Annotated in this window: 20 protein-coding genes; 15 read left to right on the forward strand and 5 right to left on the reverse strand. The window is 52.6% G+C overall.

Annotation, left to right across the window (positions count from 1 at the left end; genetic code table 11):
- On the reverse strand, window positions 1-298 hold a 298-nt coding region (locus tag H6F80_RS23000; RefSeq protein ID WP_518523636.1), incomplete at its 3' end, for a hypothetical protein.
- A gap of 330 nt (window positions 299-628) precedes the next feature.
- On the opposite strand from H6F80_RS23000, the gene H6F80_RS23005 reads away from it, so the two are divergent.
- The 6 genes from H6F80_RS23005 to H6F80_RS23030 all read left to right on the forward strand — a co-directional run bounded on the left by H6F80_RS23005 (window position 629) and on the right by H6F80_RS23030 (window position 5,433).
- Window positions 629-1,015 (forward strand): C6orf136 family protein, encoded by a 387-nt coding sequence (locus H6F80_RS23005; protein ID WP_190793857.1) that lies wholly within the window; start codon window positions 629-631, stop codon window positions 1,013-1,015.
- Window positions 1,016-1,094: 79 nt separating this feature from the next.
- The gene (locus H6F80_RS23010; RefSeq protein ID WP_190793858.1) at window positions 1,095-2,282 is read left to right on the forward strand and encodes a TRC40/GET3/ArsA family transport-energizing ATPase; all 1,188 of its coding nucleotides are present in this window, start codon (window positions 1,095-1,097) and stop codon (window positions 2,280-2,282) included.
- A 125-nt stretch (window positions 2,283-2,407) separates the two neighbouring features.
- Window positions 2,408-2,761, forward strand: a complete 354-nt coding sequence (locus H6F80_RS23015; protein ID WP_190793859.1) for an ArsR/SmtB family transcription factor — start codon at window positions 2,408-2,410, stop codon at window positions 2,759-2,761.
- A 6-nt stretch (window positions 2,762-2,767) separates the two neighbouring features.
- Complete coding sequence (locus tag H6F80_RS23020; protein WP_190793860.1) at window positions 2,768-3,451, forward strand: SAM-dependent methyltransferase; 684 nt, start codon at window positions 2,768-2,770, stop codon at window positions 3,449-3,451.
- Window positions 3,452-3,530: 79 nt separating this feature from the next.
- Window positions 3,531-4,460, forward strand: coding sequence for a glycosyltransferase family 2 protein (locus H6F80_RS23025; RefSeq protein ID WP_190793861.1), 930 nt, complete (start codon window positions 3,531-3,533; stop codon window positions 4,458-4,460).
- Between the two features lie 55 nt (window positions 4,461-4,515).
- Window positions 4,516-5,433 (forward strand): glycosyltransferase family 2 protein, encoded by a 918-nt coding sequence (locus H6F80_RS23030; RefSeq protein WP_190793862.1) that lies wholly within the window; start codon window positions 4,516-4,518, stop codon window positions 5,431-5,433.
- Here H6F80_RS23030 and H6F80_RS23035 read toward each other — a convergent pair.
- Both H6F80_RS23035 and H6F80_RS23040 read right to left on the reverse strand, forming a co-directional pair.
- Window positions 5,417-5,755, reverse strand: a complete 339-nt coding sequence (locus tag H6F80_RS23035) for a hypothetical protein (RefSeq protein WP_190793863.1) — start codon at window positions 5,753-5,755, stop codon at window positions 5,417-5,419. The two genes, H6F80_RS23030 and H6F80_RS23035, sit on opposite strands and share 17 nt — an antisense overlap.
- Before the next feature lie 120 nt (window positions 5,756-5,875).
- Window positions 5,876-7,423 (reverse strand): bifunctional aminoglycoside phosphotransferase/ATP-binding protein, encoded by a 1,548-nt coding sequence (locus H6F80_RS23040; protein ID WP_190793864.1) that lies wholly within the window; start codon window positions 7,421-7,423, stop codon window positions 5,876-5,878.
- 226 nt (window positions 7,424-7,649) lie between these two features.
- Between H6F80_RS23040 and H6F80_RS23045 the strand changes: the two genes are divergently transcribed.
- Complete coding sequence (locus tag H6F80_RS23045; protein WP_190793865.1) at window positions 7,650-9,056, forward strand: PPC domain-containing protein; 1,407 nt, start codon at window positions 7,650-7,652, stop codon at window positions 9,054-9,056.
- 29 nt (window positions 9,057-9,085) lie between these two features.
- Here the strand turns inward: H6F80_RS23045 and relB are convergent, their stop codons facing one another.
- The gene (relB, locus tag H6F80_RS23050; protein WP_190793866.1) at window positions 9,086-9,736 is read right to left on the reverse strand and encodes a type II toxin-antitoxin system RelB family anti-toxin; all 651 of its coding nucleotides are present in this window, start codon (window positions 9,734-9,736) and stop codon (window positions 9,086-9,088) included.
- Window positions 9,737-9,863: 127 nt separating this feature from the next.
- Here relB and purU point away from each other — a divergent pair, with 127 nt between their 5' ends.
- From purU to H6F80_RS23090, 8 genes are all read left to right on the forward strand, one after another.
- Window positions 9,864-10,724 (forward strand): formyltetrahydrofolate deformylase, encoded by an 861-nt coding sequence (gene purU / locus H6F80_RS23055; protein ID WP_190793867.1) that lies wholly within the window; start codon window positions 9,864-9,866, stop codon window positions 10,722-10,724.
- A 92-nt stretch (window positions 10,725-10,816) separates the two neighbouring features.
- The gene (locus H6F80_RS23060; protein WP_190793868.1) at window positions 10,817-12,058 is read left to right on the forward strand and encodes an FAD-dependent oxidoreductase; all 1,242 of its coding nucleotides are present in this window, start codon (window positions 10,817-10,819) and stop codon (window positions 12,056-12,058) included.
- A 21-nt stretch (window positions 12,059-12,079) separates the two neighbouring features.
- Entirely contained in the window at window positions 12,080-12,337 is a 258-nt protein-coding gene (locus H6F80_RS23065) for a sarcosine oxidase subunit delta (protein WP_190793869.1), read from the forward strand.
- A complete protein-coding gene (locus H6F80_RS23070; protein ID WP_190793870.1) occupies window positions 12,334-15,975 on the forward strand; it encodes a 2Fe-2S iron-sulfur cluster-binding protein in 3,642 nt (1,213 codons plus the stop codon). Before H6F80_RS23065 ends, H6F80_RS23070 begins: the two co-directional genes overlap by 4 nt.
- 90 nt (window positions 15,976-16,065) lie before the next feature.
- Window positions 16,066-17,394 carry a type III glutamate--ammonia ligase gene (gene glnT / locus H6F80_RS23075; RefSeq protein WP_190793871.1) on the forward strand — a complete coding sequence of 443 codons (1,329 nt, stop codon included), beginning with the start codon at window positions 16,066-16,068 and terminating at the stop codon, window positions 17,392-17,394.
- Between the two features lie 36 nt (window positions 17,395-17,430).
- Window positions 17,431-18,321 (forward strand): class II glutamine amidotransferase, encoded by an 891-nt coding sequence (locus tag H6F80_RS23080; RefSeq protein WP_190793872.1) that lies wholly within the window; start codon window positions 17,431-17,433, stop codon window positions 18,319-18,321.
- Window positions 18,309-19,022 carry a GltB/FmdC/FwdC-like GXGXG domain-containing protein gene (locus H6F80_RS23085; RefSeq protein ID WP_190793873.1) on the forward strand — a complete coding sequence of 238 codons (714 nt, stop codon included), beginning with the start codon at window positions 18,309-18,311 and terminating at the stop codon, window positions 19,020-19,022. Before H6F80_RS23080 ends, H6F80_RS23085 begins: the two co-directional genes overlap by 13 nt.
- A 333-nt stretch (window positions 19,023-19,355) precedes the next feature.
- Window positions 19,356-20,702: an FMN-binding glutamate synthase family protein gene (locus H6F80_RS23090; protein WP_190793874.1), complete on the forward strand. Its 1,347-nt coding sequence runs from the start codon at window positions 19,356-19,358 to the stop codon at window positions 20,700-20,702.
- A 62-nt stretch (window positions 20,703-20,764) separates the two neighbouring features.
- Here H6F80_RS23090 and H6F80_RS23095 read toward each other — a convergent pair.
- Window positions 20,765-21,752: sensor histidine kinase (locus tag H6F80_RS23095; protein ID WP_242067524.1), on the reverse strand; the 988-nt coding region annotated here is incomplete at its 5' end.

Here is a 21,752-nt window from a genome sequence, read left to right on the forward strand (position 1 = left end):
GAGCTAATTTTGGAACTGGGTTCGACGCTGACTTTGGAACTGGCTTTGGAACTGGCTTTGCATCCGGCTCTAGCACCCAGAGCACTAGCCCTTTGGGAATCCGAGTGAGCAACACCGTATTGCCGCGCTGGGTCATGAGTTCCGCTTTACGGCGAGCAATTTCTACGGTCGGGAAACATTTGACATAAGCGTAATACTGTCTATCGTAGTAGATTGCGCCGATCGGTTTTGGCGTGTCAGGCAGGATCACATGACAGCGATCGACAAGCTTGTGGGAAAGGATAGGAGTCGGTTCCATAGCAGTTGTTATGGCAGGTGAAAGAACAGTAACGTCAGCAGACGATTTTAAGATGCAGTTTTATAAGCATTGTCTTACAGCAGCTTACATCGATCGCGATAAGCAGAATTCCCTAGCCGGGATCGTTTAAGCCGAGAACAAAGCTGCATTTCCTATCATTCCCAGGCAATAATTGAACTCTAACGGAATCTAAAAAGTGAAACCAACCGCCAAAATACAGAGTCCTACGGTCTGATTCTACGCTTTCTTACGAGTGAGTTTTTGCTTAGGCAGTGCGACTTCTGCACCGCAAAATGATCCAGTCTCTCCCCTTTCTGATTAAGTACTGCTATGGACATCTTAGAAGTTTTGCAGGCTGACTATCGCAACTTTCCCTCGAACCAGACCTATGAGATTTACGCAGAAAATGTTCTTTTTAAAGATCCGCTTAATCGGTTTCAGGGGCGCGATCGCTACCGTCGGATGATTGGTTTTATCCAAGCCTGGTTTCGCCAGCCCCGGCTCGACCTGCACCAGATTCAGCGACACGGTAACCAGATTCGCACCGACTGGACGCTAAGCTGGATCACCCCGCTGCCGTGGCAACCCCGGATTGCGATCGATGGCTGGAGCGAACTGCAACTCAACGATCGGGAACTCATCGTTGCCCATAGCGACTACTGGCACTGCTCCGTTTGGGATGTCGTCAAGCAGCACTTTCCTAAATCGAGTCCATAACCCGAACTTCCGAACAATGGGAAAACCCGATACATTAGGTAAAGGAGTATAACGGTTTCTCAGGAAGGAGTTAGCCTCAATGCGCGTAATTCTAATGACGGGAAAAGGTGGCGTAGGGAAAACATCCGTCGCCGCAGCAACGGGGCTACGCTGTGCCGAATTGGGATACAAAACGCTGGTGCTGAGCACCGATCCCGCTCACTCGCTGGCAGACAGCTTTGATCTGGAGCTAGAACACGCCCCTCGTGAAGTGCGACCGAATCTTTGGGGCGCAGAGCTAGACGCGCTGATGGAGCTAGAAGGGAACTGGGGTGCAGTAAAGCGATACATTACTCAAGTGTTGCAGGCACGCGGACTGGAAGGTGTCGCGGCAGAAGAACTCGCGATCCTTCCCGGCATGGACGAAATTTTTAGCCTGGTGCGAATGAAGCGGCACTATGACGAAGGCGAATTTGATGTATTGATCATCGACTCGGCTCCCACAGGCACGGCACTGCGGCTCTTGAGCCTCCCGGAAGTAGCAGGCTGGTATATGCGGCGATTTTACAAGCCCCTTCAGGCGGTTTCGGCTGCGCTGCGTCCGCTTGTGGAACCTATCTTTCGCCCGATCGCCGGATTCTCGCTGCCCAACAAAGAAGTAATGGACGCGCCCTACGAGTTTTACGAGCAGATCGAAGCTCTGGAAAAAGTCCTGACCGACAACACCAAAACTTCGGTGCGGCTGGTGACAAACCCCGAAAAAATGGTGATCAAAGAATCGCTGCGTGCCCATGCCTACCTGAGCCTGTACAACGTCGCGACCGATATGGTGGTGGCAAACCGGATCATTCCCGATCAGGTGACCGACCCCTTCTTCCAGCGGTGGAAAGAAAATCAGCAGCAGTATCGCCAGGAGATTCACGATAACTTCCGGCCTTTGCCTGTGAAGGAAGTGCCTCTGTTTTCAGAAGAAATGTGCGGTATGGCGGCACTCGATCGCCTGAAGGAAACGCTGTATGCCAACGAAGACCCGGCACAGGTCTATTACAAAGAAACGACGCTGCGGGTCGTGCAGGAGCAAAACCAGTACAGCCTGGAAGTGTACCTGCCAGGTATCCCCAAAAATCAGGTGGAGCTAAGCAAGACGGGCGATGAACTGAATATTCGCATCGGCAACCATCGCCGCAACCTTGTTCTGCCCCAAGCACTTGCTGCCCTGCAACCTGCTGGAGCCAAAATGGAGGAAGATTACTTGAAGATTCGCTTCGCGGATGCTGCCAAAGCTTGAGGTTTCCCCCGCCGATCGCTAAGATGATTACTCTATTGGCATAAAAGAGTAAAGTGCTAGAATTTAGGCGATCGAGGCTTGGGCAGCCACAGCTTTCGGGATTACAGCTTGCGGGGTAAGACAGCATGAAAACGGCGGAATCTGTACCAAGTGAGGTGGTTCAGCAGGTCGCGGATTATTTCAGTGTTCTGAGCGAACCGATGCGCCTCCGCATTCTCAATGTGCTGCGCGACGGCGAAAAGTGCGTTCAGGATCTGGTCGAAGCTACTGAAACCAGTCAGGCGAACGTCTCCAAGCACCTAAAAGTAATGCTACAAGCGGGCATTCTGAACCGCCGCAGCGAGGGCACGTCTGCCTATTACAGCGTTGCCGATGACCTGATCTTTGAGCTGTGCAATCTTGTCTGCGATCGGCTTGCCTCCCGGATCGAGCAGCAGGCAAAGTATTTCCGCGCCTTCACCCTTAGCAATAAGCAGTAAGTGATTATGGCAATGGAGCTCGATCAGGTCGTTCCGTTTGGTCGATCGCTAGATGAGTATATTCATTTATTTAACTTGAGCGATCGAGACTTACAGAAGTCCATGCTGGGCATTGGCGATGGACCTGCCAGCTTTAATGCTGAAGGAACTGCAAAGGGCTACAACATTCACTCGATCGATCCGATTTATATCTTTTCTGCCGAACAGATTCAGCAGCGCGTCCTTGCCGTCGTAGACGGTATTATTGACCAGATCAAAGCGACCCCGAAGGATTGGGTCTGGACGTATCATCGATCGCCCAATGATTTGAAGCAGCATCGCTTGCAGGTTGCAGCGCGGTTTTGTGCCGATTTTGAGACCGGCAAAGCGGAGCATCGCTATACTCCCGGAGCACTTCCCCGCCTGAATGCTGAAGACGGACAATACGAGCTGGGCTTATGCTCCCACTTCCTCTTTCTCTACTCGGATCAGTTTGATACGGACTTTCACCTGCGATCGATCGCCGAAATGCTGCGCGTCTGCCACGAGGTCAGAATCTTCCCCCTCCTGACCCTGATGCTCCACCCTTCTCCCCACCTCCAGCCCGTTCTGGAAACCCTCGCCGCCCAGGGCTATCGCTGTGAAATCCAGCAAGTTAGCTACGAACTGCAAAAAGGCGGTAACCAAATGCTAAAAATCACCCGCCCCTAAAAACCCCCCTCCACTCTCCCCTATCGATCGCCATGCGAATTCGGGCACTCTAACAGCGATCGTTCCATTCAACACCGCAATGCCCGATCCGCAGATCTCTGCCATTATTTGCACACACAACCGGGAAAACTATCTCGGCAAAGCGATCGATAGTTTGTTAGATCAAAATTTCTCTGGGGCGTATGAGGTGCTGGTCATTGATAATGCCTCAACCGATCGCACCCGTGAAGTCGTCGAATCCCGTCAGAAAAATCCGCTTTTGCGCTACGGCTACGAGCCAACTTTAGGATTATCGGTTGCCCGTAACACAGGCGCAAACCTTGCCCGTAGCCCCATCCTGGCTTACCTGGATGACGATGCCATTGCCAGTCCAGCCTGGCTGCAAAACCTCTGGGATGCCTACCAGCAGTGGAACAAACTGGCGATCGCCGGAGGAAAAGTGACGCTGCTCTGGCAGGATGCTTCGCCGCCGCAATGGTTATCAACTGGGCTGAGCGAAAATTTGGGCGCATACGATCTGGGCAATCAGCTCATCTGGATCGATCGTCCCGGGCAAACCCCCAGAGGCTTGAACTACTCGATTCGTCGCAGTTTTCTAGAGCAGGTCGGCGGATTCGATCGCGCTCTGGGACGAGTCGGCAAAAATCTGCTGTCGAACGAAGAACTGCACATGACCGAACTAGCACTCGCGCAAGGCTGGAAAGTTGCCTATTTGCCCGATGCCCTCGTTGCCCATCATGTCGCGCCCGAACGCCTTCGCCAGCAGTGGTTTTTGCGACGGGGCTGGTGGCAGGGCATCAGCGAATGCTATCGCGAACAGCTTGCTGGACGGTCAGGACTTCCCCAACTGACCAGAGGCACAGAGCGATTGCTGCGTGGACTCCACCGATCGCTCCAGCACTGGAACGACCCTGCCCAACGATTTGACAACTTTACATACGCCTACGGTCAACTGGGCTATCTAAAAGCGGCGATCGAGGGAATGCTAAACGCAACCAAGAATACCTAACCCCCACCCCTGCATCTTCTCATCCCCCCATCCACCCCTCTACTCATTCACGCTTATGTCACTCCCCATCTCCGTCCTCATTCCCGCTAAAAACGAAGAAGCCAACCTTCCTGCCTGCTTGGAAAGCGTTTCACGGGCAGCGGAGGTCTTTGTGGTTGATTCCCAGAGCGACGATCGCACCGTGGAAATTGCCGAACGCTATGGCGCAAAAGTTGTGCAGTTTCACTTCAACGGACGATCGCCTAAGAAGAAAAACTGGTCGCTCGACAATGTACCGTTTCAGCATGAATGGGTGCTGATTGTAGACTGCGATGAGCGAATCACGCCAGAACTGTGGGATGAAATTGCAGAAGTAATTCAAAATCCAGATTATGACGGCTATTACCTGAATCGCCGCGTCTTTTTCCTGGGGACGTGGATTCGGCACGGCGGCAAATATCCTGATTGGAATCTGCGCCTGTTTCGTCATGCCAAGGGACGCTACGAAACCCTGCAAACCGAGGGCATTCCCAATACAGGCGACAACGAAGTGCATGAACACGTGATTCTCAACGGCAATGTTGGCTATCTAAAAGAAGATATGCTGCACATCGATTTTCGCGATGTTTATCACTGGTTGGCGCGACACAATCGCTATTCCAACTGGGAAGCCAGAGTGTACTACAACCTGCTCAACGGCATGGACGATCGCGGAACGATCGGCGCGAGTTTGACCGGAGACGCAGTTCAGCGCAAGCGGTTTCTGAAGAAAATTTGGGTACGGCTGCCGTTTAAGCCTCTTCTGCGGTTTGTCTGGTTCTATCTGGTGCGGCTGGGTTTCCTGGATGGACGAGCCGGATATGTTTATGGCTGCTTGCTAAGTCAGTACGAATACCAGATCGGCGTCAAGCTCTATGAACTTCAGCAGCTAGATGGACAGCTCAACCGCAGTTCCCAGCCTTCCGTAGAAGTACAGTCTACCGCTTCCAGTTAGGCGCCTTCCCCAACCGACGGCGGCGCGGCTTACGAATCGATTGCTGTTCGAGATTGTTCTTCTCGGTCGATCGCCTGAGCCGTTTTGCAATTCGGTCACTCACCCGAAACAGAGGATGGTCAGGGCGTTCCGCAGGGGGCGGGGCGTCAGGCAGCTTTTGTGCTTTCCAATAAGTCATCAGAATGCCTGCCATCACCCCTGCCAGCGCGCCCAGCAAAATTGCCAGCTCTGCCCGAAACCGCACTAGCCAGAACACCAGAATGAACACAATCCAGACGCGCAAAGCAAACTGAATGCCGACATCGGTTGGGAAGCGGTACATGAATTGTCAGCCTCCAGATTTGCCTCTAAGTGCGTACTATGCAGAATGTGTTAGCACATCGTCACGCATCAATTCCATGAATGCGCTTTTGCCTAAGACATCCTACGAAAAATTCGGTCTTTACTCATTATCCTGGTTGAGCTGCGAAGCGACATCCTGTGTGGTATTAATTGCCCGTACATACGCCTGCTCTGCTGTAGTAAACGGTTCCATTGATTGCTGGGGCAGCAGATCCGCCGTGGCGTCAGCGATGTCTCCAGTTCGGTGAATCAGCCGATCGCGCAGCACGTCAACCGGGGCAGTGCAATAAATGATTTTCAGCGGCAGATGATGTGCTTTTGCCTGATCGATCGCCTGCTGGCGGAGGGATTGGCGATCGTATTTCGCATCCAGAATCACAGCATAACCCTGGTCTGCCAGCGAAATTCCCAGTTCCAGCAATCGGGCATAGGTTTTCTGAGTCATTTCGCTTGTGTACAGGTCATCCCCGCCGCGCTGATCGAGGGGAATGCCGCCCAGATGTTTTCTGACTGCGTCCGATCGAATGTGAACCGTACCTGATTGATTGGACAGTCGCTTGGCGAGCAATCTTGCTGTGGTCGTTTTGCCGGAGCCAGATAATCCACACATTAAAGTCAAACTTCCCTGTTTGGGCTGTGCCCCTTCCCAGGCGAGACGGTAATAGTCCGAGGCAGTGGCTTTTGCCTGGTCTTTCTCTGCTGCCGGAACTGCCGGATCATTCAGCATAAAGGAAATGACCTTTGCCCGGACGTAGGTTTGACGGCTCACATAAATTGGCAACACTTCTAAACCTTCCCAGTCTCCGGTTTGCTCCGCGTAGGCATTCAGAAAAACCGTGCTGAGATCGGGTCGCTGCCGCGCTTCTAAGTCCATCACGATGTAGGCAATGTCGTACATGACATCCACAAAGCGAAACGGCTCATTAAACTCGATGCAGTCAAATAGCCACAGCTTGTCTTGCCAGAGGCAAATATTTCGCAGATGCAAATCGCCGTGACATTCACGAATTTTGTCCTGCGCGATCCGCCGATCGAATAACGCCTGCTGCTCAGCGAAAAAGCGATCAGTATAGGCGCGAGTGTCGTCAAACTGTTGCTGGGTCTGGGGTCCGCCGATATACTGTTCGGTTTGCTCGTAGTTTTCGTCAAATGCCTGCCGCACCTGATCGACTTTGCCAAAGCTGCGAATATAGTCGTTGGTGTCCGTTTCTCGGTGAAAGGTGGCGATCGTCTTTGCCAGCTCGATCAGCAGTTCCTCGCCCAGTTCGCCGCGATCGTACAGCTCCGTCAACAGAGTGTCTTGGGGAAACTGCCGCATCTTCACCGCATACTCGATCGGCTCGCCGCTGCCGCCAAGCTCAAGCCGTTCCCCATTTTGCGCGATCGGCAAAACTTCTAGATACAGTGCCCCTGCGCCGCGCTGGTTGAGCCGCAGTTCTTCCTGGCAGAAATGCAGCCGCTTCTCCAGCGTTGAAAAATCTAGAAACCCAAAATTCAATGGCTTCTTGACTTTGTAGGCATAGTCTCCAGTCAGCAGCACATAGGAAATGTGGGTTTGAATGAGCTGAATCGGCGATCGCACTGCATGAGGATAAAACTCCGGTTGCAGCATTTGCTGAATCAGGGCAGGCAGGGTGGTTTCGCTCATGGGGGCTTAGAAAAAGAGATTCGGAAAGGTAAATAAGCTCAACTATCCTAACAAAGGCAGGTGACGGAATCAGTGCGATTTCAAGGTAGCGATTGAATATAGCGATCGATCGTTTGGTCTTTTCGAGGAATTGCGCTCTTGCTCAAGTCACTACAAGCTGTTCATCGATTGGTTAAGCAGGGAAAAATAAGAGCCTGTGAATCTTAAAGGATATTGAAGGATATTTATGGTGCGTCGTCGTTCTGATGATACATTTCAGGGTGCGCGTAATCTTCAGCTCAATCGAGCCACTGGCGGTGCGTTGGGGCACAGCGATCGAGTTGACTTCTACAAATTTAAAGCTTCTAGTCCAATCAACTTTCACCTAACGCTGAATAATCTACAGGCAGACGCCCGCGTTAAGTTACTCAATGGAAGGCGCGTTTCGGTCGGAGTCTCAGATCAAACAGGTTTTCAGACAGAGCAAATTATTACGACCCTAGAGGCTGGAACCTATTACATTCAGGTACGGCTTCCTGGTCGTCGAGGCAGTACGCGCTACAGCCTTCGTGCTTCTTCTGTTCCTGCTGAACCAGGTGAAACAACTGCGATCGCTCGAAATCTAGGCATCCTCTCGGGTGACATGAGGCTCTCAGAATCTGTTAGCAATTCCGACCGACTGGACTATTACAAATTCACGCTGTCACAGATCAGCAATATTAATGTGAATATTGACGGTGTATCATCACCTGCTTTGGTCAGTCTATATTTTGATGCTAACAATAATGGTTTAATTGATAACGGTGAGCAGTTCGATAGTGGTAGTGATGGGAATACGATCGCCCGAACTGTTCTACCCGGCACTTATTATCTTCAAGTAGAAAGCTTATTCGGTTCTTCAAGCCAATACAATCTATCGATCGCTGCTGCCCCTGATCCGAGTAATCTTCCCACTGATCCGGGCAATACAGCGAGTACAGCATTCAATCTTTCAACCTTTCCGGCTACGGCGAGGGATTTTGTAGGTACATTTGATTCTTCGGATTATTACAAATTCACATTGCCTCAAATTAACGACATTAATGTGAATATCAATGGCTTATCGAGAACTACTTTTGTAAATTTACACTTTGATGCTAATAACAACGGATTAATTGACAGCGGCGAAAGATTGGAGAGCGGCAGCGACAATGATACTATTGCCAGAACCGTTCTACCCGGTACTTATTATCTTGAAGTAGATAGCTTTGGTTCTGCAACTCGCTATGATCTTATTGTAGAAGCGAAACCTAATCCTGGTAATTTACCTGTCGATCCGGGCAATAGAGCCGCTATCGCATACGACCTGGGTACCCCTTTAGAAAATCAAACGATACAAGATTTCGTTGGGGCTTTTGATGAGCTAGATTACTACAAATTCAAATTGAATACAGCCCGTACTCTGAATGTCAATATCGATGGTCTAGCAGCAACGGCTTCTGTTACTTTGTACTTTGATGCTAACAATAATGGATTGATTGATAGCGGCGAATGGGTGACGAGCGGCAGTGATAACTCAACAATTTCCAGAGTGCTGCAAACAGGAACCTATTTCCTTGAAGTGAATACCTTCAGCAACGCAACTCGCTACAACTTGAATTTGGGAGTTGGGTAGAACTTGAGCGAATGTAGTATGCCAATCCCTTACTCTGCCCGAGCGTCGATCGCAAAATTGTCGTAGTAAATAATAGTCAGGAACCGAATTGGCAGGGTGATCAGCTTTTCGGGTCCGTGGGGAATGTCGCCTCTAAAGGTGAGGGAGTCGCCCGGTTCGAGCAGGTAAGTTTGTCGTCCGTGGCGGTATTCCAGCTTGCCTTCGAGCAGGTGAATAAACTCGATGCCGGGATGCTCGAAGGTGGGAAAGACTTCGGAAGCATCATCCATTGTGATCAGAAAGGGTTCAAATCGCTTGGTTGGTCCCTGATCGTAGGCGAGAAGCTGGTAGGTATGTCCACGTTTGGTGCCGCGCCGCACGACTTCCATGCCTTTACCGTTTTTGACCAACTGCGCTCCGCCTTCGGGAATGTCGTATTTGCGAAACAGGGTAGACAGGGAAACGCCCAGCGCATTTGCCAGTTTCTCCAGAGTTTCCAGGCTGGTGGAAGTTTGAGCATTTTCAATTTTAGAGAGCATTCCGCGAGAAATTCCGGCGCGATCGGCGATTTCTGCGATCGTCAGCCCATGTTGCTGGCGCAGGTCACGAATCGTATTGCCCAGGTAATGCTCCAGTCCGGGATGCTCCAGCTTCTGCGAGGAAACGTCTGAGGAAATGTGTGAGGGAACGGTTTCTGCCATGCAGCAATTCTCCTGCGGTGCGCCCCTATGAATCATAGCAGGTGAATCATGCTAGGAAACAATGTTGACAGACAGGAAACAATGCTGGATGATATTCAACGAAGTTTCCGAATGGGAATTTGGTCTCGTGTCTTCTTCCCGCCGATATACGCTTAGCTTGTCCTGTCCCGATCGCGTTGGCATTGTCGCGGCGGTGAGTTCCTTTATCGCCAGTCATCAGGGCTGGATCGTGGAGGCGCAACACCACGCCGATCAGGACTTTCAGCGATTTTTTATGCGGCAGGAAATTCTTGCTGATTCGCTGCCGTTTGGAATCGAAGCGTTGCGAGAGCAGTTTCAGCCGATCGCCGATGAATTCAAAATGCAGTGGCAGGTAACGGATTCGGCGCAGAAAAAGCGGGTGGTGATTCTAGTATCCAAATCCGATCACTGTCTCTATGATTTGCTGGCCCGCTGGCAGAGCAGAGAACTCGACATTGAAATTCCCTGCGTCATTTCTAACCACGAAATATTTCGCGGGCTGGTCGAGTGGCACGGTATTCCTTACTATCATGTGCCCGTTACACCGGAAACGAAGACGATCGCCTACGACAAAATCATGCACCTGTTTGAGTCGGTGAATGGCGATGTGATGGTGCTGGCACGCTATATGCAGGTGTTGTCGTCGGAGGTGTGCGATCGATATCCTGGTCGAATTATTAATATCCATCATTCCTTTTTGCCGTCTTTTATTGGCGCAAAACCCTATCACCAGGCGCATCAACGCGGCGTCAAATTAATTGGTGCGACCTGTCACTATGTCACATCTGAACTCGATGCAGGACCCATTATCGAGCAGGATGTGATTCGGATTGACCATTCGGATGCTGTGGAAGATTTAATTCGCTACGGCAGAGATATCGAAAAAACCGTTTTGGCGCGTGGGCTAAGGTATCACGTTGAGGATCGCGTTCTGGTTCACGGAAATAAGACTGTTGTATTTCGTTAAAGGAGATTTGAAAAGGGCAATGTATCCCCTTTAGCACGCCTCAAAAGATATTTCTTTTAAGTTCATCCTGAAATTCATGCATCTATCGTTTTATGCCGCTTAATCTGCTGCGCTTTGCCCTTACTAAAGACCATCCAGAACCGCGAATGTTTCGCCAGCCCGATCGCCTGAAGTCGAGCTACGACGCGGTAATTATTGGCGGGGGTGGACATGGCTTAGCAGCCGCTTACTATCTGGCACGAGACTATGGCATGACCGATGTGGCGGTGCTGGAAAGAAGCTATTTGGGCGGCGGCAATACGGGACGAAATACGACGATTATTCGATCGAACTACCTCACGCCGGAAGGAGTGAAGTTTTACGATGAGTCGGTGCGCTTGTGGCAGGATTTGTCGCAGGATTTTGATTTGAATCTGTTTTACTCGACGCGGGGACATTTCACCCTGGCGCATACCGATGCCACCTTGCGAACAATGCGCTGGCGGGCGGAAACCAATAAGCATATCGGTGTGAACAGTGAGTTGGTCAGTCCTGATGAGATTCAGGAAGCCTGCCCGCAAATGGATCTGACCTGTAACGGTCACGCGCCGATTTTGGGTGCTCTGTATCATGCGCCGGGAAGCATTGCTCGACACGATGCGGTCGCCTGGGGCTATGGGCGAGGGGCAGATCAGCGCGGCGTAGAAATTCATCAGCAAACGGAAGTATTGGGAATTCAGGTGAAGTCCGATCGCGTTACCGGAGTCGAAACTTCACGAGGGACGATCGAAACGCCGCGTGTCCTCTGTGCCGTTGCTGGGTTTACGCCGCGTTTGCTGCAAATGGTGGGAATTCGATCGCCCCTCTACGTCCATCCGCTGCAAGCTCTGGTGAGCGAACCGATGAAGCCCTGGCTTGACCCGATTATTGTGTCTGGCAATTTGCACGTTTATGTCAGCCAAACGGCGCGGGGCGAACTGGTGATGGGCGCGTCGCTTGACCCCTATGAGCTGCATTCAACGCGATCGACGCTGGATTTCACCGAAGAATTAGCGGCTCACATGCTTGATCTGTTTCCCTTCCTCTCTCACGCCAAAATTGTGCGCCAGTGGGCAGGCATGGCAGACATGACGCCTGATTTCGCTCCGATGATGGGCAAAACGCCGATCGCCGGATTTTACTTGGATGCAGGCTGGGGAACCTGGGGCTTTAAGGCGACTCCAGTTTGCGGCAAAACGATGGCATACACCGTCGCGAACGATCGAGCGCACGAATTAATCCAAGACTTTTCGATCGATCGATTTACCCGGTATGAATTGATTGGTGAAAAAGGCGCGGCATCAGTTGCCCATTAATAAATAACAGGAAAAGCAGCGATGAAGTTAATGACCTGTCCCATTAATGGTACGCGATCGATCAGCGAATTTGTGTATGGCGGCGAGTATCGCGAAATGCCTGACCCTAACTCCGTAGATGATCAAACTTGGGCAGCCTACATCTTTTATCGAAATAATGTTCCGGGCATCAAACGCGAATGGTGGTGTCACGCACCCAGCAACACCTGGTTTATTGCAGAGCGAAATACATTAACTGACGAAGTGACACAAACCTATTTATACGGAGGCGAGTCATGAGTTATCGTCTACCGCCAATTCCTGGGGAATGGATCGATCGCAATACAATCATTCAGTTTTCGTTTGAAGGGAAAGTATTGACCGGATATGCAGGAGATACGATCGCTGCTGCGCTATGGGCTTCGGGTCAAAAGGTGTTGGGACGCAGCTTTAAATATCACCGCCCACGCGGAATTCTCAGCCTGGCGAATCATGATGTGAATACCCTGATGCAGTCCGGCGAGAAGCTGAATGTGCGGGCAGACGTGACGGCAATTGAGCCAGGAATGTCGCTGCAAGCAGTCAATACGTTCGGAGGTGTGGAGCACGATCGCGCTAGCTTTCTCAACTTTTTATCGCCCTTCTTGCCGGTTGGGTTTTATTACAAAACGTTCAACAACAAAAAGCTTTTTCCCTTTTGGGAACGCCTGATTCGTCGCACAACTGGGCTGGGGCAAGTCGATTTCAAAACGCCCTGGATACGCACCCCGAAGCGATATGACTTTTGCGATTTGCTTGTAATTGGCGCAGGCATTTCTGGACTCACTGCTGCACTCACCGCAGCCGAAGCAGGCGCAGATGTGGTGATTGTGGATGAGAACGCGAAACCGGGCGGCGTAGGACTCTACCAGCTTGGGGATGATCGATCGATCGCCGCCGAAACCCAATCCCTTATTCAGTCAGTCACAGCCCATCCCCGCATCCGGCTCTACACCGGTACAGTAGCAGCAGGCTACTATGCCGACTTCTGGATTCCCCTAGTAGACGGCACACGCATGACGAAAATGCGGGCAAAGTCAGTCATCGTGGCAAGCGGGGCTTATGAACAGCCTGCGGTCTTTCGCAACAACGATTTGCCAGGCGTCATGATGGCTTCGGCGGCACAGCGGCTTATTTATCGCTATGCGGTTAAGCCAATGCACCGGGCGATCGTCTTTACGGCAAATCAGGATGGTTATCGGGCGGCTCTGGATTTGCTGGCGCATGGGATGGAAGTCGGGGCGATCGTAGATTTGCGATCGGATATTCCGAGTTCGACAGTGGTACAGACGGTGCGTGAGCGAGGCGTTCCAATCTATCCCGGACAGGCAATTTATGAGGCAAAAGCAAATCCTCAAGGCGATGGCGTTTGTGCGGCAGTGATTTGTCCGATGCGAAACGGACAGCCGCAAATTGAATCTCGTCAGACGATCGCCTGTGATGGCATTCTCATGAGTGTGGGTTGGGCGGGAGCGGCAAATTTGCTTTATCAGGCAGGGGCAAAGATGCGTTTTGACGACCGAATTCAGCAGTTTGTGCCGGATTTGCTGCTGCCGGGTGTATTTGCTTGCGGTCGGGTCAATGGGGTGTATCAGCCGGAGAATAAACGAAGCGACGGAGAACGGGCGGCACGGTCGGCGATTGCTTTTCTCAGCGGTGGGGAATCGGTGGCGATCAATCTCCCCGCAGAATCAGAATCACCGTCCCATCCCTGGGCGATCGTGCCTCACCCGCAGGGTAAAAACTTTGTCGATTTCGATGAAGATCTGCAATACAAAGATTTTCCGAATGCAATTCAGGAAGGATTTGACAATATTGAATTATTGAAGCGGTTTACGACCGTGGGAATGGGTCCAAGTCAGGGCAAACATTCTAATGTGAATGCGCTGCGAATTCTGGCGAAGCTGACCGGCAAAACACCAGGACAGGTCGGAACCACGACGGCGCGACCATTTTTTCATCCTGTGCCGATGTCGCACCTCGCCGGACGCGGATTCACGCCAGAGCGAAGAACACTGCTGCACGATCGCCACCTTGCCCTCAACGCCAAGTGGATGTCTGCCGGACAGTGGCGCAGACCAGAATACTATCAGCAGCCCAACAAAAACCGGGAAGCCTGCATCCAGGACGAGGTTCTCGCCGTGCGGCAGCGCGTTGGGTTGATCGACGTGGGAACGCTGGGCAAGCTGGAGATTCGCGGACGGGACGCAGCCGCTTTTCTAGAGCGCGTTTACACCGGACGCTATGCAAATCTGAAAGTCGGGATGACCCGCTACGCGCTGATGCTGGACGAGTCGGGCGTGGTGATCGACGATGGCGTGATTGCCCGGCTGGGCGAAGACCATTTCTATTTCACAACGACGACCTCTAACGCCGCTTCAATTTATCGCGAGCTGTCTCGCCTGAATACGATGTGGCGAATGGACTGCGGTTTAGTCAATTTGACCGGGGCGCAATCGGCAGTGAATCTCGCGGGTCCGCTTTCCCGTGCTGTGCTGAGCCAGCTTACCGATCTGGACTTGTCGAGCGCGGCGTTTCCCTATCTCGCAGTGCAATCGGCAACGGTGGCAGGCATTCCAGCTCTCCTCATGCGCGTCGGTTTTGTGGGCGAGTGGGGCTACGAAATCCACGTTCCTGCCGAAAATGCCCCCGTCCTTTGGGACGCCCTAACCCGGGCAGGTAAGCCCTACAGCCTTCAACCCTTCGGCGTGGAAGCACAAAGGCTGCTGCGGCTGGAAAAAGGACACCTGATCGTCGGACAGGACACGGACGGACTCACCACACCCTATGAAGCGAACCTCAACTGGGCAGTGAAAACTGACAAACCCTTCTTCATTGGCCAGCGCAGCCTCCAGATTCATGCCGATCGCTCGCCCAAACAAATCCTGATTGGTTTTACCCTCAACGAGTTTAGTGGCACGCCGCCTCAGGAATGCCATCTGGTGATTCACAACGGCGACATTGCCGGACGGATTACCAGCATTGCTTACAGTCCCTCACTCGCTCGCCATATTGGGCTGGCGTATGTCAAACCAGAGCTATCTCAAGTGGGAAGTCAATTTACGGTGAGGCGATCGGATGGTTTCCTGATCACTGCCACCGTGACCCCAACTCCGTTTTATGACCCAGCAAACACCCGCCAGAAAACGGCATCGCCGCTGCCTGAGGCAAGCCATCTTGAGTTTGAGCAAAAGCTTGAGCAAAAGCTTGAGCAAAAGCCTGCCGCAATCATCCCCTTGATTTCTGAAACAGATGATTTAGTCGATTTAGCTGATGTCTCTGCGCTCCCCCGATTCGGCGTAAAAGGAGCAGGTGCGGCGGCATGGCTGGAAGCGCACGAATTCCCAATTCCCGATCGCCCGAATTCCTGGCTCCCTTTGGCGAACGGTGGACGCATCGCCCGACTGGGACTGACAGAATTTCTAATCGAGGACGATGGAGAGATTGGCGATTACCCCGAAGGGAAAAGTGCTTCGCATCGGCTTCGGGCTGATTCAAATCTGCCGCCGCAGGTTTATCCCGTCTTGCGGCAAGATCTGGCGATCGTTCTTTCAGGTAAAGCGGTTCACGATCTATTTGCTCAAATCTGCAACGTCAGTTTTCGATCGTTTAATTCTAGCGATCGTCCTATTGTGCTGACCTCGGCGATCGGCGTATCCGTGATTGTGGCGATCGAAGAGGCTCCAATTCCCCAATACCGTTTGTGGTGCGACACAACTTACCGCCACTATGTTTGGCAAACTCTGAATGAAATTGCTGCGGAATTAGGTAGCGACGCAAACAGTTCTCTCACTAAAAATCGAAGAAGTTACGATAATTCGCCGAACCGTCCCTCTAACCCCCCAGCTTTGGGCGAAACTGAGCCGATGCAAGCAGTTCTTTTGCATAAAAAAGGTTGAACTGCTCAAGATCCCCGAACCTTGGGGAATCGAGGGGACGATGTCGCACCGCTGCCATTCCTCCAACAATTTCTACCTTCCCCAGAACCCATGAACCTTACCGAAGCCAAACAGTTTCTCGAAGCCCATCAAATCAAATTCATCCTCGCTCAGTTCGTAGACATTCACGGTGTTGCCAAAACCAAAGCCGTTCCTGCCTCCCATCTGGAAGACATTCTTGATCCGGGAGCCGGATTTGCCGGATTTGCCGTCTGGGGACTGGGCATGGAACCGAACAGCCCAGATTATCTGGCAGTTGGTGATTTAAACACGCTTTCTCTGGTTCCCTGGATGCCCGGATTCGCCCGAATTGTTTGCGTGGGTCATGTCAAAGGCAAACCCTACCCCTACGATGCCCGCTACGTGCTAATGCAGCAGATCGATCGCCTCACACAGCACGGCTGGACGCTCAACACGGGAGTCGAACCCGAATTCATGCTGCTCAAAAAAGACCGACGCGGCAACCTTCGCCCCTATGATTTCACCGACACCCTCGACAAGCCCTGCTACGACTACAAAGGATTGTCGCGCAGCATTGGCTACATCGAGAAGCTGGTGGATAACCTGCAACAGGTTGGTTTCGATATCTATCAGGTCGATCATGAAGACGCCAACGGACAGTTTGAAATCAACTACACCTACACCGACTGCCTCACCACCGCCGATCGCTATATTTTCTTCAAGATGGCAGCCTCAGAGATTGCCCGCGACATGGGGCTAATCTGCTCCTTTATGCCCAAGCCCTTCTCCAACCGCACCGGAACAGGGATGCATATTCACTGCTCGCTCGCCGAAGGCAACACCAATCTTTTTGAAGACCACAGCGACCCGCACCAACTGGGACTCTCAAAACTGGCATACCACTTCCTCGGCGGACTGCTGACCCATGCCCATGCTCTGACTGCTCTCTGTGCCCCTTCGATCAATTCCTATAAGCGACTGGTAGTGGGACGATCGCTCAGTGGCGCAACTTGGGCACCCGCTTACATCAGCTACGGCGACAACAACCGATCGAGCATGGTGCGTATTCCTGGTGGACGGCTCGAATTGCGCCTTGCAGATGGCTCCTGCAACCCCTATCTGGCAACCGCCGCCGTGATCGCAGCCGGGCTAGACGGCATCGAACGCGAACTTGACCCCGGCGAACCCTTCAACGGCAATCTCTACGACCTCACTCCCGAACAGCTCGAAGAAAAAGGCATCGGCACCCTGCCCCAATCTCTCAGCGAGGCGATCGACGCTCTCGAATCCGACGCTGTAATCCAATCCGCCCTTGGTCCACTCGCCCCCGAATTTATCAATCTGAAACGCATGGAATGGATCGAATACTGCCGCCATGTTTCAGATTGGGAAGTCGATCGCTACCTGGAATTCTTCTAACCCCATCTCCCTCACCCCTTCACCCCTTATCCCCTTATGTGCGGCATCGTCGGACTCCTGATCAAAACCCCATCCCTGCGCGATTCCCTCGGCGAACTGCTTGTCCCCATGCTGGTTGGCATGAGCGATCGCGGACCTGACTCCGCCGGACTTGCAGTATTCACCGCCACCCTGCCCGATCCCTATCGCAAATACAGCCTCTACGCGGGCAATCAGGTGATTGACTGGTCAGCTCTCCCCCAATCATTGAGCGAACTGGGCAAGGCAACGATCGACCCTCATGGCAATCAGGCAGTCCTCATGACTGATCTGCCGCCACAGACGGTTAGAGCGTGGCTGAAGTCGGCTTATCCGCAGCTTCACCTGCTGTCTGCCGGACGCACAATCGATTTGTACAAAGATACCGGGACACCGATCGCCGTGTCTGACCGATATGAATTTCGATCGCTCAAAGGGTCTCATGCTGTCGGGCACACGCGGATGGCAACCGAATCTGCCGTCACTCCGGCACACGCTCACCCGTTCACCGCAGGCGAAGATTTTTGTCTGGTTCACAATGGCTCGCTCTCGAACCCGAACGAGATTCGGCGGAAATTAGAACCACGTGGCATTCACTTTGAGACCGACAACGATACCGAAGCTGCCTGCCGTTTCCTGGAATGGCGGATGCAGGAAGGCGATGATCTGGAAACGGCGATTCAAAACGGCTTTGAGGAACTGGACGGCTTTTATACCTTCCTGATGGGAACCGCAGATAAACTTGCCCTCGTTCGCGATCCTTTTGCCTGCAAACCTGCGATCGTTGCCGAAACCGATGACTATGTGGCGATCGCTTCTGAATTTCGATCGCTTGCCCATCTGCCCAATGTAAATCAGGCAAACCTCTACGAACCCGCTCCAGAGGAGATGTATGTATGGACAGTGTAATCATTGCTTCCCCAACCGAAACCCACACCTTTGATCTGAGCCAAGCTCCTGTGCGAGAGGTGAATGCCTACCTGCACCATTCCGAATTGCCCAATGGACACAAAGTGGCGATCGTCAATCCCAACGGAGCGCATAATCTAGCGGTCGGCATCGATACGGCGATCGAAGTCGAGATCCACGGGCATACGGGCTACTACACGGCAGGCATGAATAAACAGGCGATCGTCACCCTTTACGGTAACGCTGGAACCGGAGTCGCCGAAAACATGATGTCTGGCAGGGTTCACGTTAAGGGTTTTGCTTCGGTGTCGGCAGGTGCGTCTGCCCACGGTGGGCTATTAGTCATCGATGGCGATGCAGGCTTGCGCTGCGGCATTTCCTTGAAAGGAGCCGATATTGTGGTGGGCGGCAGTGTCGGCAGCTTTTCCGGCTTTATGGCGCAGGCAGGCAGAATGGTAATTTGCGGCAACGCCGGAGACGCGCTGGGCGATTCGCTCTACGAAGCCGTCATTTATATCCGAGGAACCGTGAAATCGTTGGGCGCAGATGCTCAATTTGAACCGATGACCGAGGAGGACTATGCGATCGTTCAAACCCTCCTTGACCAAGCCAGCCTCCCCCACACTCCCCAGGATTTCAAACGGATCGCCTCCGCCCGCCAGCTCTATCACTGGAATGCTGACGCCAACCAGGAATACTAGGCGTTGCTGAATAAGCGTATGATACGCCCCCCTAGCCCCCCAATTTGGGGGGAACCAGAATTCAAAGTCCTCCAGCATTGGGGGATTGAGGGGGCGATGCAGAAGCTAAATTTGCACCGTTCGTATCCCGATTCAGCAACGCCGAGTACTAATGCGAATTCAGAATTGCTCAAGCTAGAGCAAGCGATCGTATTTCGTTTTAAGGCTTTGATCGATCGCCCTCATCCAGAAAATGGCAATAACCCTTACCGGAAAGGCAAACCATTTTCAACAAAAATCTCAATTCCCTTTTAGACCCATTACCGCAAAAGCTCTCCCCCCTCCCCTCTCCCCATGACCTCCAACATCTATCGCGAAGAATCCGCCGGATACGATCGCCGCACGCTCCACTACATCCAGAACGCCGCTGCCCACGGACTCTATGAAATTCGAGGACTGGGCGCAAAACGCAGCCTGCCCCACTTTGACGATCTGGTTTTCCTGGGAGCCTCACTGACTCGCTACCCGTTGGAAGGCTATCGAGAAAAGTGCATTACCAAGACTGTTCTAGGTACACGATTTGCCAGTAAACCGATCGAACTAGACATTCCAATTACGATCGCCGGAATGAGCTTTGGTTCCCTCTCTGCCAACGTCAAAGAAGCCCTCGGACGCGCCGCGACTGAAATGGGCACATCCACCACGACGGGCGATGGCGGCATGACTCAGGAGGAGCGACGGTCTTCTAAAACGCTGGTGTATCAGTGTCTTCCGTCTCGCTATGGCTTTAATCCGGACGATGTGCGGAAGGCAGATGCGATCGAAGTCGTGATCGGTCAGGGCGCAAAGCCGGGCGGTGGCGGAATGCTGTTGGGTCAAAAAATTAATCCGCGGGTCGCGGCAATGCGAACGTTACCCGAAGGCGTGGATCAGCGATCGGCTTGTCGTCATCCTGACTGGACCGGACCCGATGACCTGACGATCAAAATTCAGGAACTGCGCGAACTAACCGACTGGGAAAAGCCGATTTATATCAAAGTGGGAGCGTCCCGCACTTATAACGATGTCAAGCTCGCCGTTCATGCCGGAGCAGATGTCGTCGTTGTGGATGGAATGCAGGGCGGCACGGCTGCTACCCAAACGGTGTTTATTGAGCACGTTGGCATTCCCACGCTGGCGGCTCTGCGGCAGGCGGTTGAGGCACTGGAAGAAATGGACATGAAAGGCAAAGTCCAGCTCATTGTGTCCGGTGGCATTCGGACTGGAGCAGATGTGGCAAAGGCTCTGGCAATGGGCGCGGATGCCGTGTCGATCGGTCAGGCGGTGCTGATGGCTCTGGGCTGCAACAGCGAAAGCTATATTCAGAACGGAGAGCATCATCCGGCGATCGACGATTATCTGGAACTTGGCACGGCTCCCGGCTACTGTCATCACTGTCACACCGGGAAATGTCCGGTTGGCGTCACGACTCAAGACCCGATTTTAGAGAAGCGGCTAGAGCCAGAAGTCGGAGCGCACCGGCTAAAAAACTATCTGAAAACGCTGAATATGGAACTGACGACGATCGCCCGCGCCTGCGGCAAGCAAAACGTGCATCACCTGGAGCGGGAAGATCTGGTTGCACTGACGGTCGAAGCGGCGGCAATGGCAAAGCTGCCTTTAGCAGGCACAAGCTGGATTCCCGGTGTACAGGGCTACTAGCTGGAAATTGAAGCAGCGTGAATTTGATGCCACCAGTCTCCCAGGACGGAACTCTCGATGTGCTATGCGTCGCTGGAAACCGGACTGGCAGCAATGCTGACCGTCTTAACTTCTTTTACCCGATGCTCGGTGGGGGTCAACTCGTGGGGGAGCGCTGCGCCTTCCTTAAACACTGCCAAATCAAACCAGAAAGTCGTCCCCACGCCCACTTCGCTCACCAGATAGACTCGGCTATGGTGCTTCTCGATAATATTGCGAACGATCGACAGTCCCAGTCCGGTTCCTTCCAGCGTATGCACCCGGTTCTCGACGCGGAAAAAGCGATCGAAAATAGCTTCCTGATCTTCAGGGTCGATGCCGATACCCGTATCGCAAATTTCAACCCGTACATGGCTGGGGGGCTGTTCGTCCTTTGACTGAAGGAGATAGGCGCGAATCATCACCTTACCGCCTGCGGGCGTAAACTTCAGACCGTTGCCCATCAGGTTAGAAAACACTTGCAGCAGCAGATCGTAGTTACCAAAAACGGGCGGCAAATCTGGCTCAATGTCCTGACACAGCTCGATACCTTTGTCTTTGGCATTGAGGCGATGGGTTCGCAGCGTTTGCTCAATCGGCTGCACAATCTCCACGGGTTCCATGCTGTATCGCTTGTTGGATTCCAGTCGAGACAGATCCAGCACATCGTTGACCAAGCGGGTGAGGCGATCGGTTTCCCGGTTTGCGGTGTCGAGAAATTCGCGCCGTTCGACTTCGCTCAGATCATCACCGTACTCGTGCAGCGTTTCAATAAAGGATTTGATGTTGAACAGAGGAGTCCGCAGCTCGTGGGAGACGTTACTGATAAACTGGCTTTTCGCCTCGTTTAGTTCGGCTTCGCGGGTAATGTCCTGCACCGTGATCGCAATGCCTTTCACCGCTTCGCGATACTGATCCAGCACTGTCGTCAGCAAAATTCGCACCGTTCGGTTGATTGGCTCCGGGATCGTAATCCGAAACTCTGCCCCATCCCGCATCTCCGCTGGAGGCTGCCCGGAAGCGAGCTGATAT

The organism is Leptolyngbya sp. FACHB-711, from assembly GCF_014695615.1.
GTDB lineage: Bacteria > Cyanobacteriota > Cyanobacteriia > Elainellales > Elainellaceae > Leptolyngbya_A.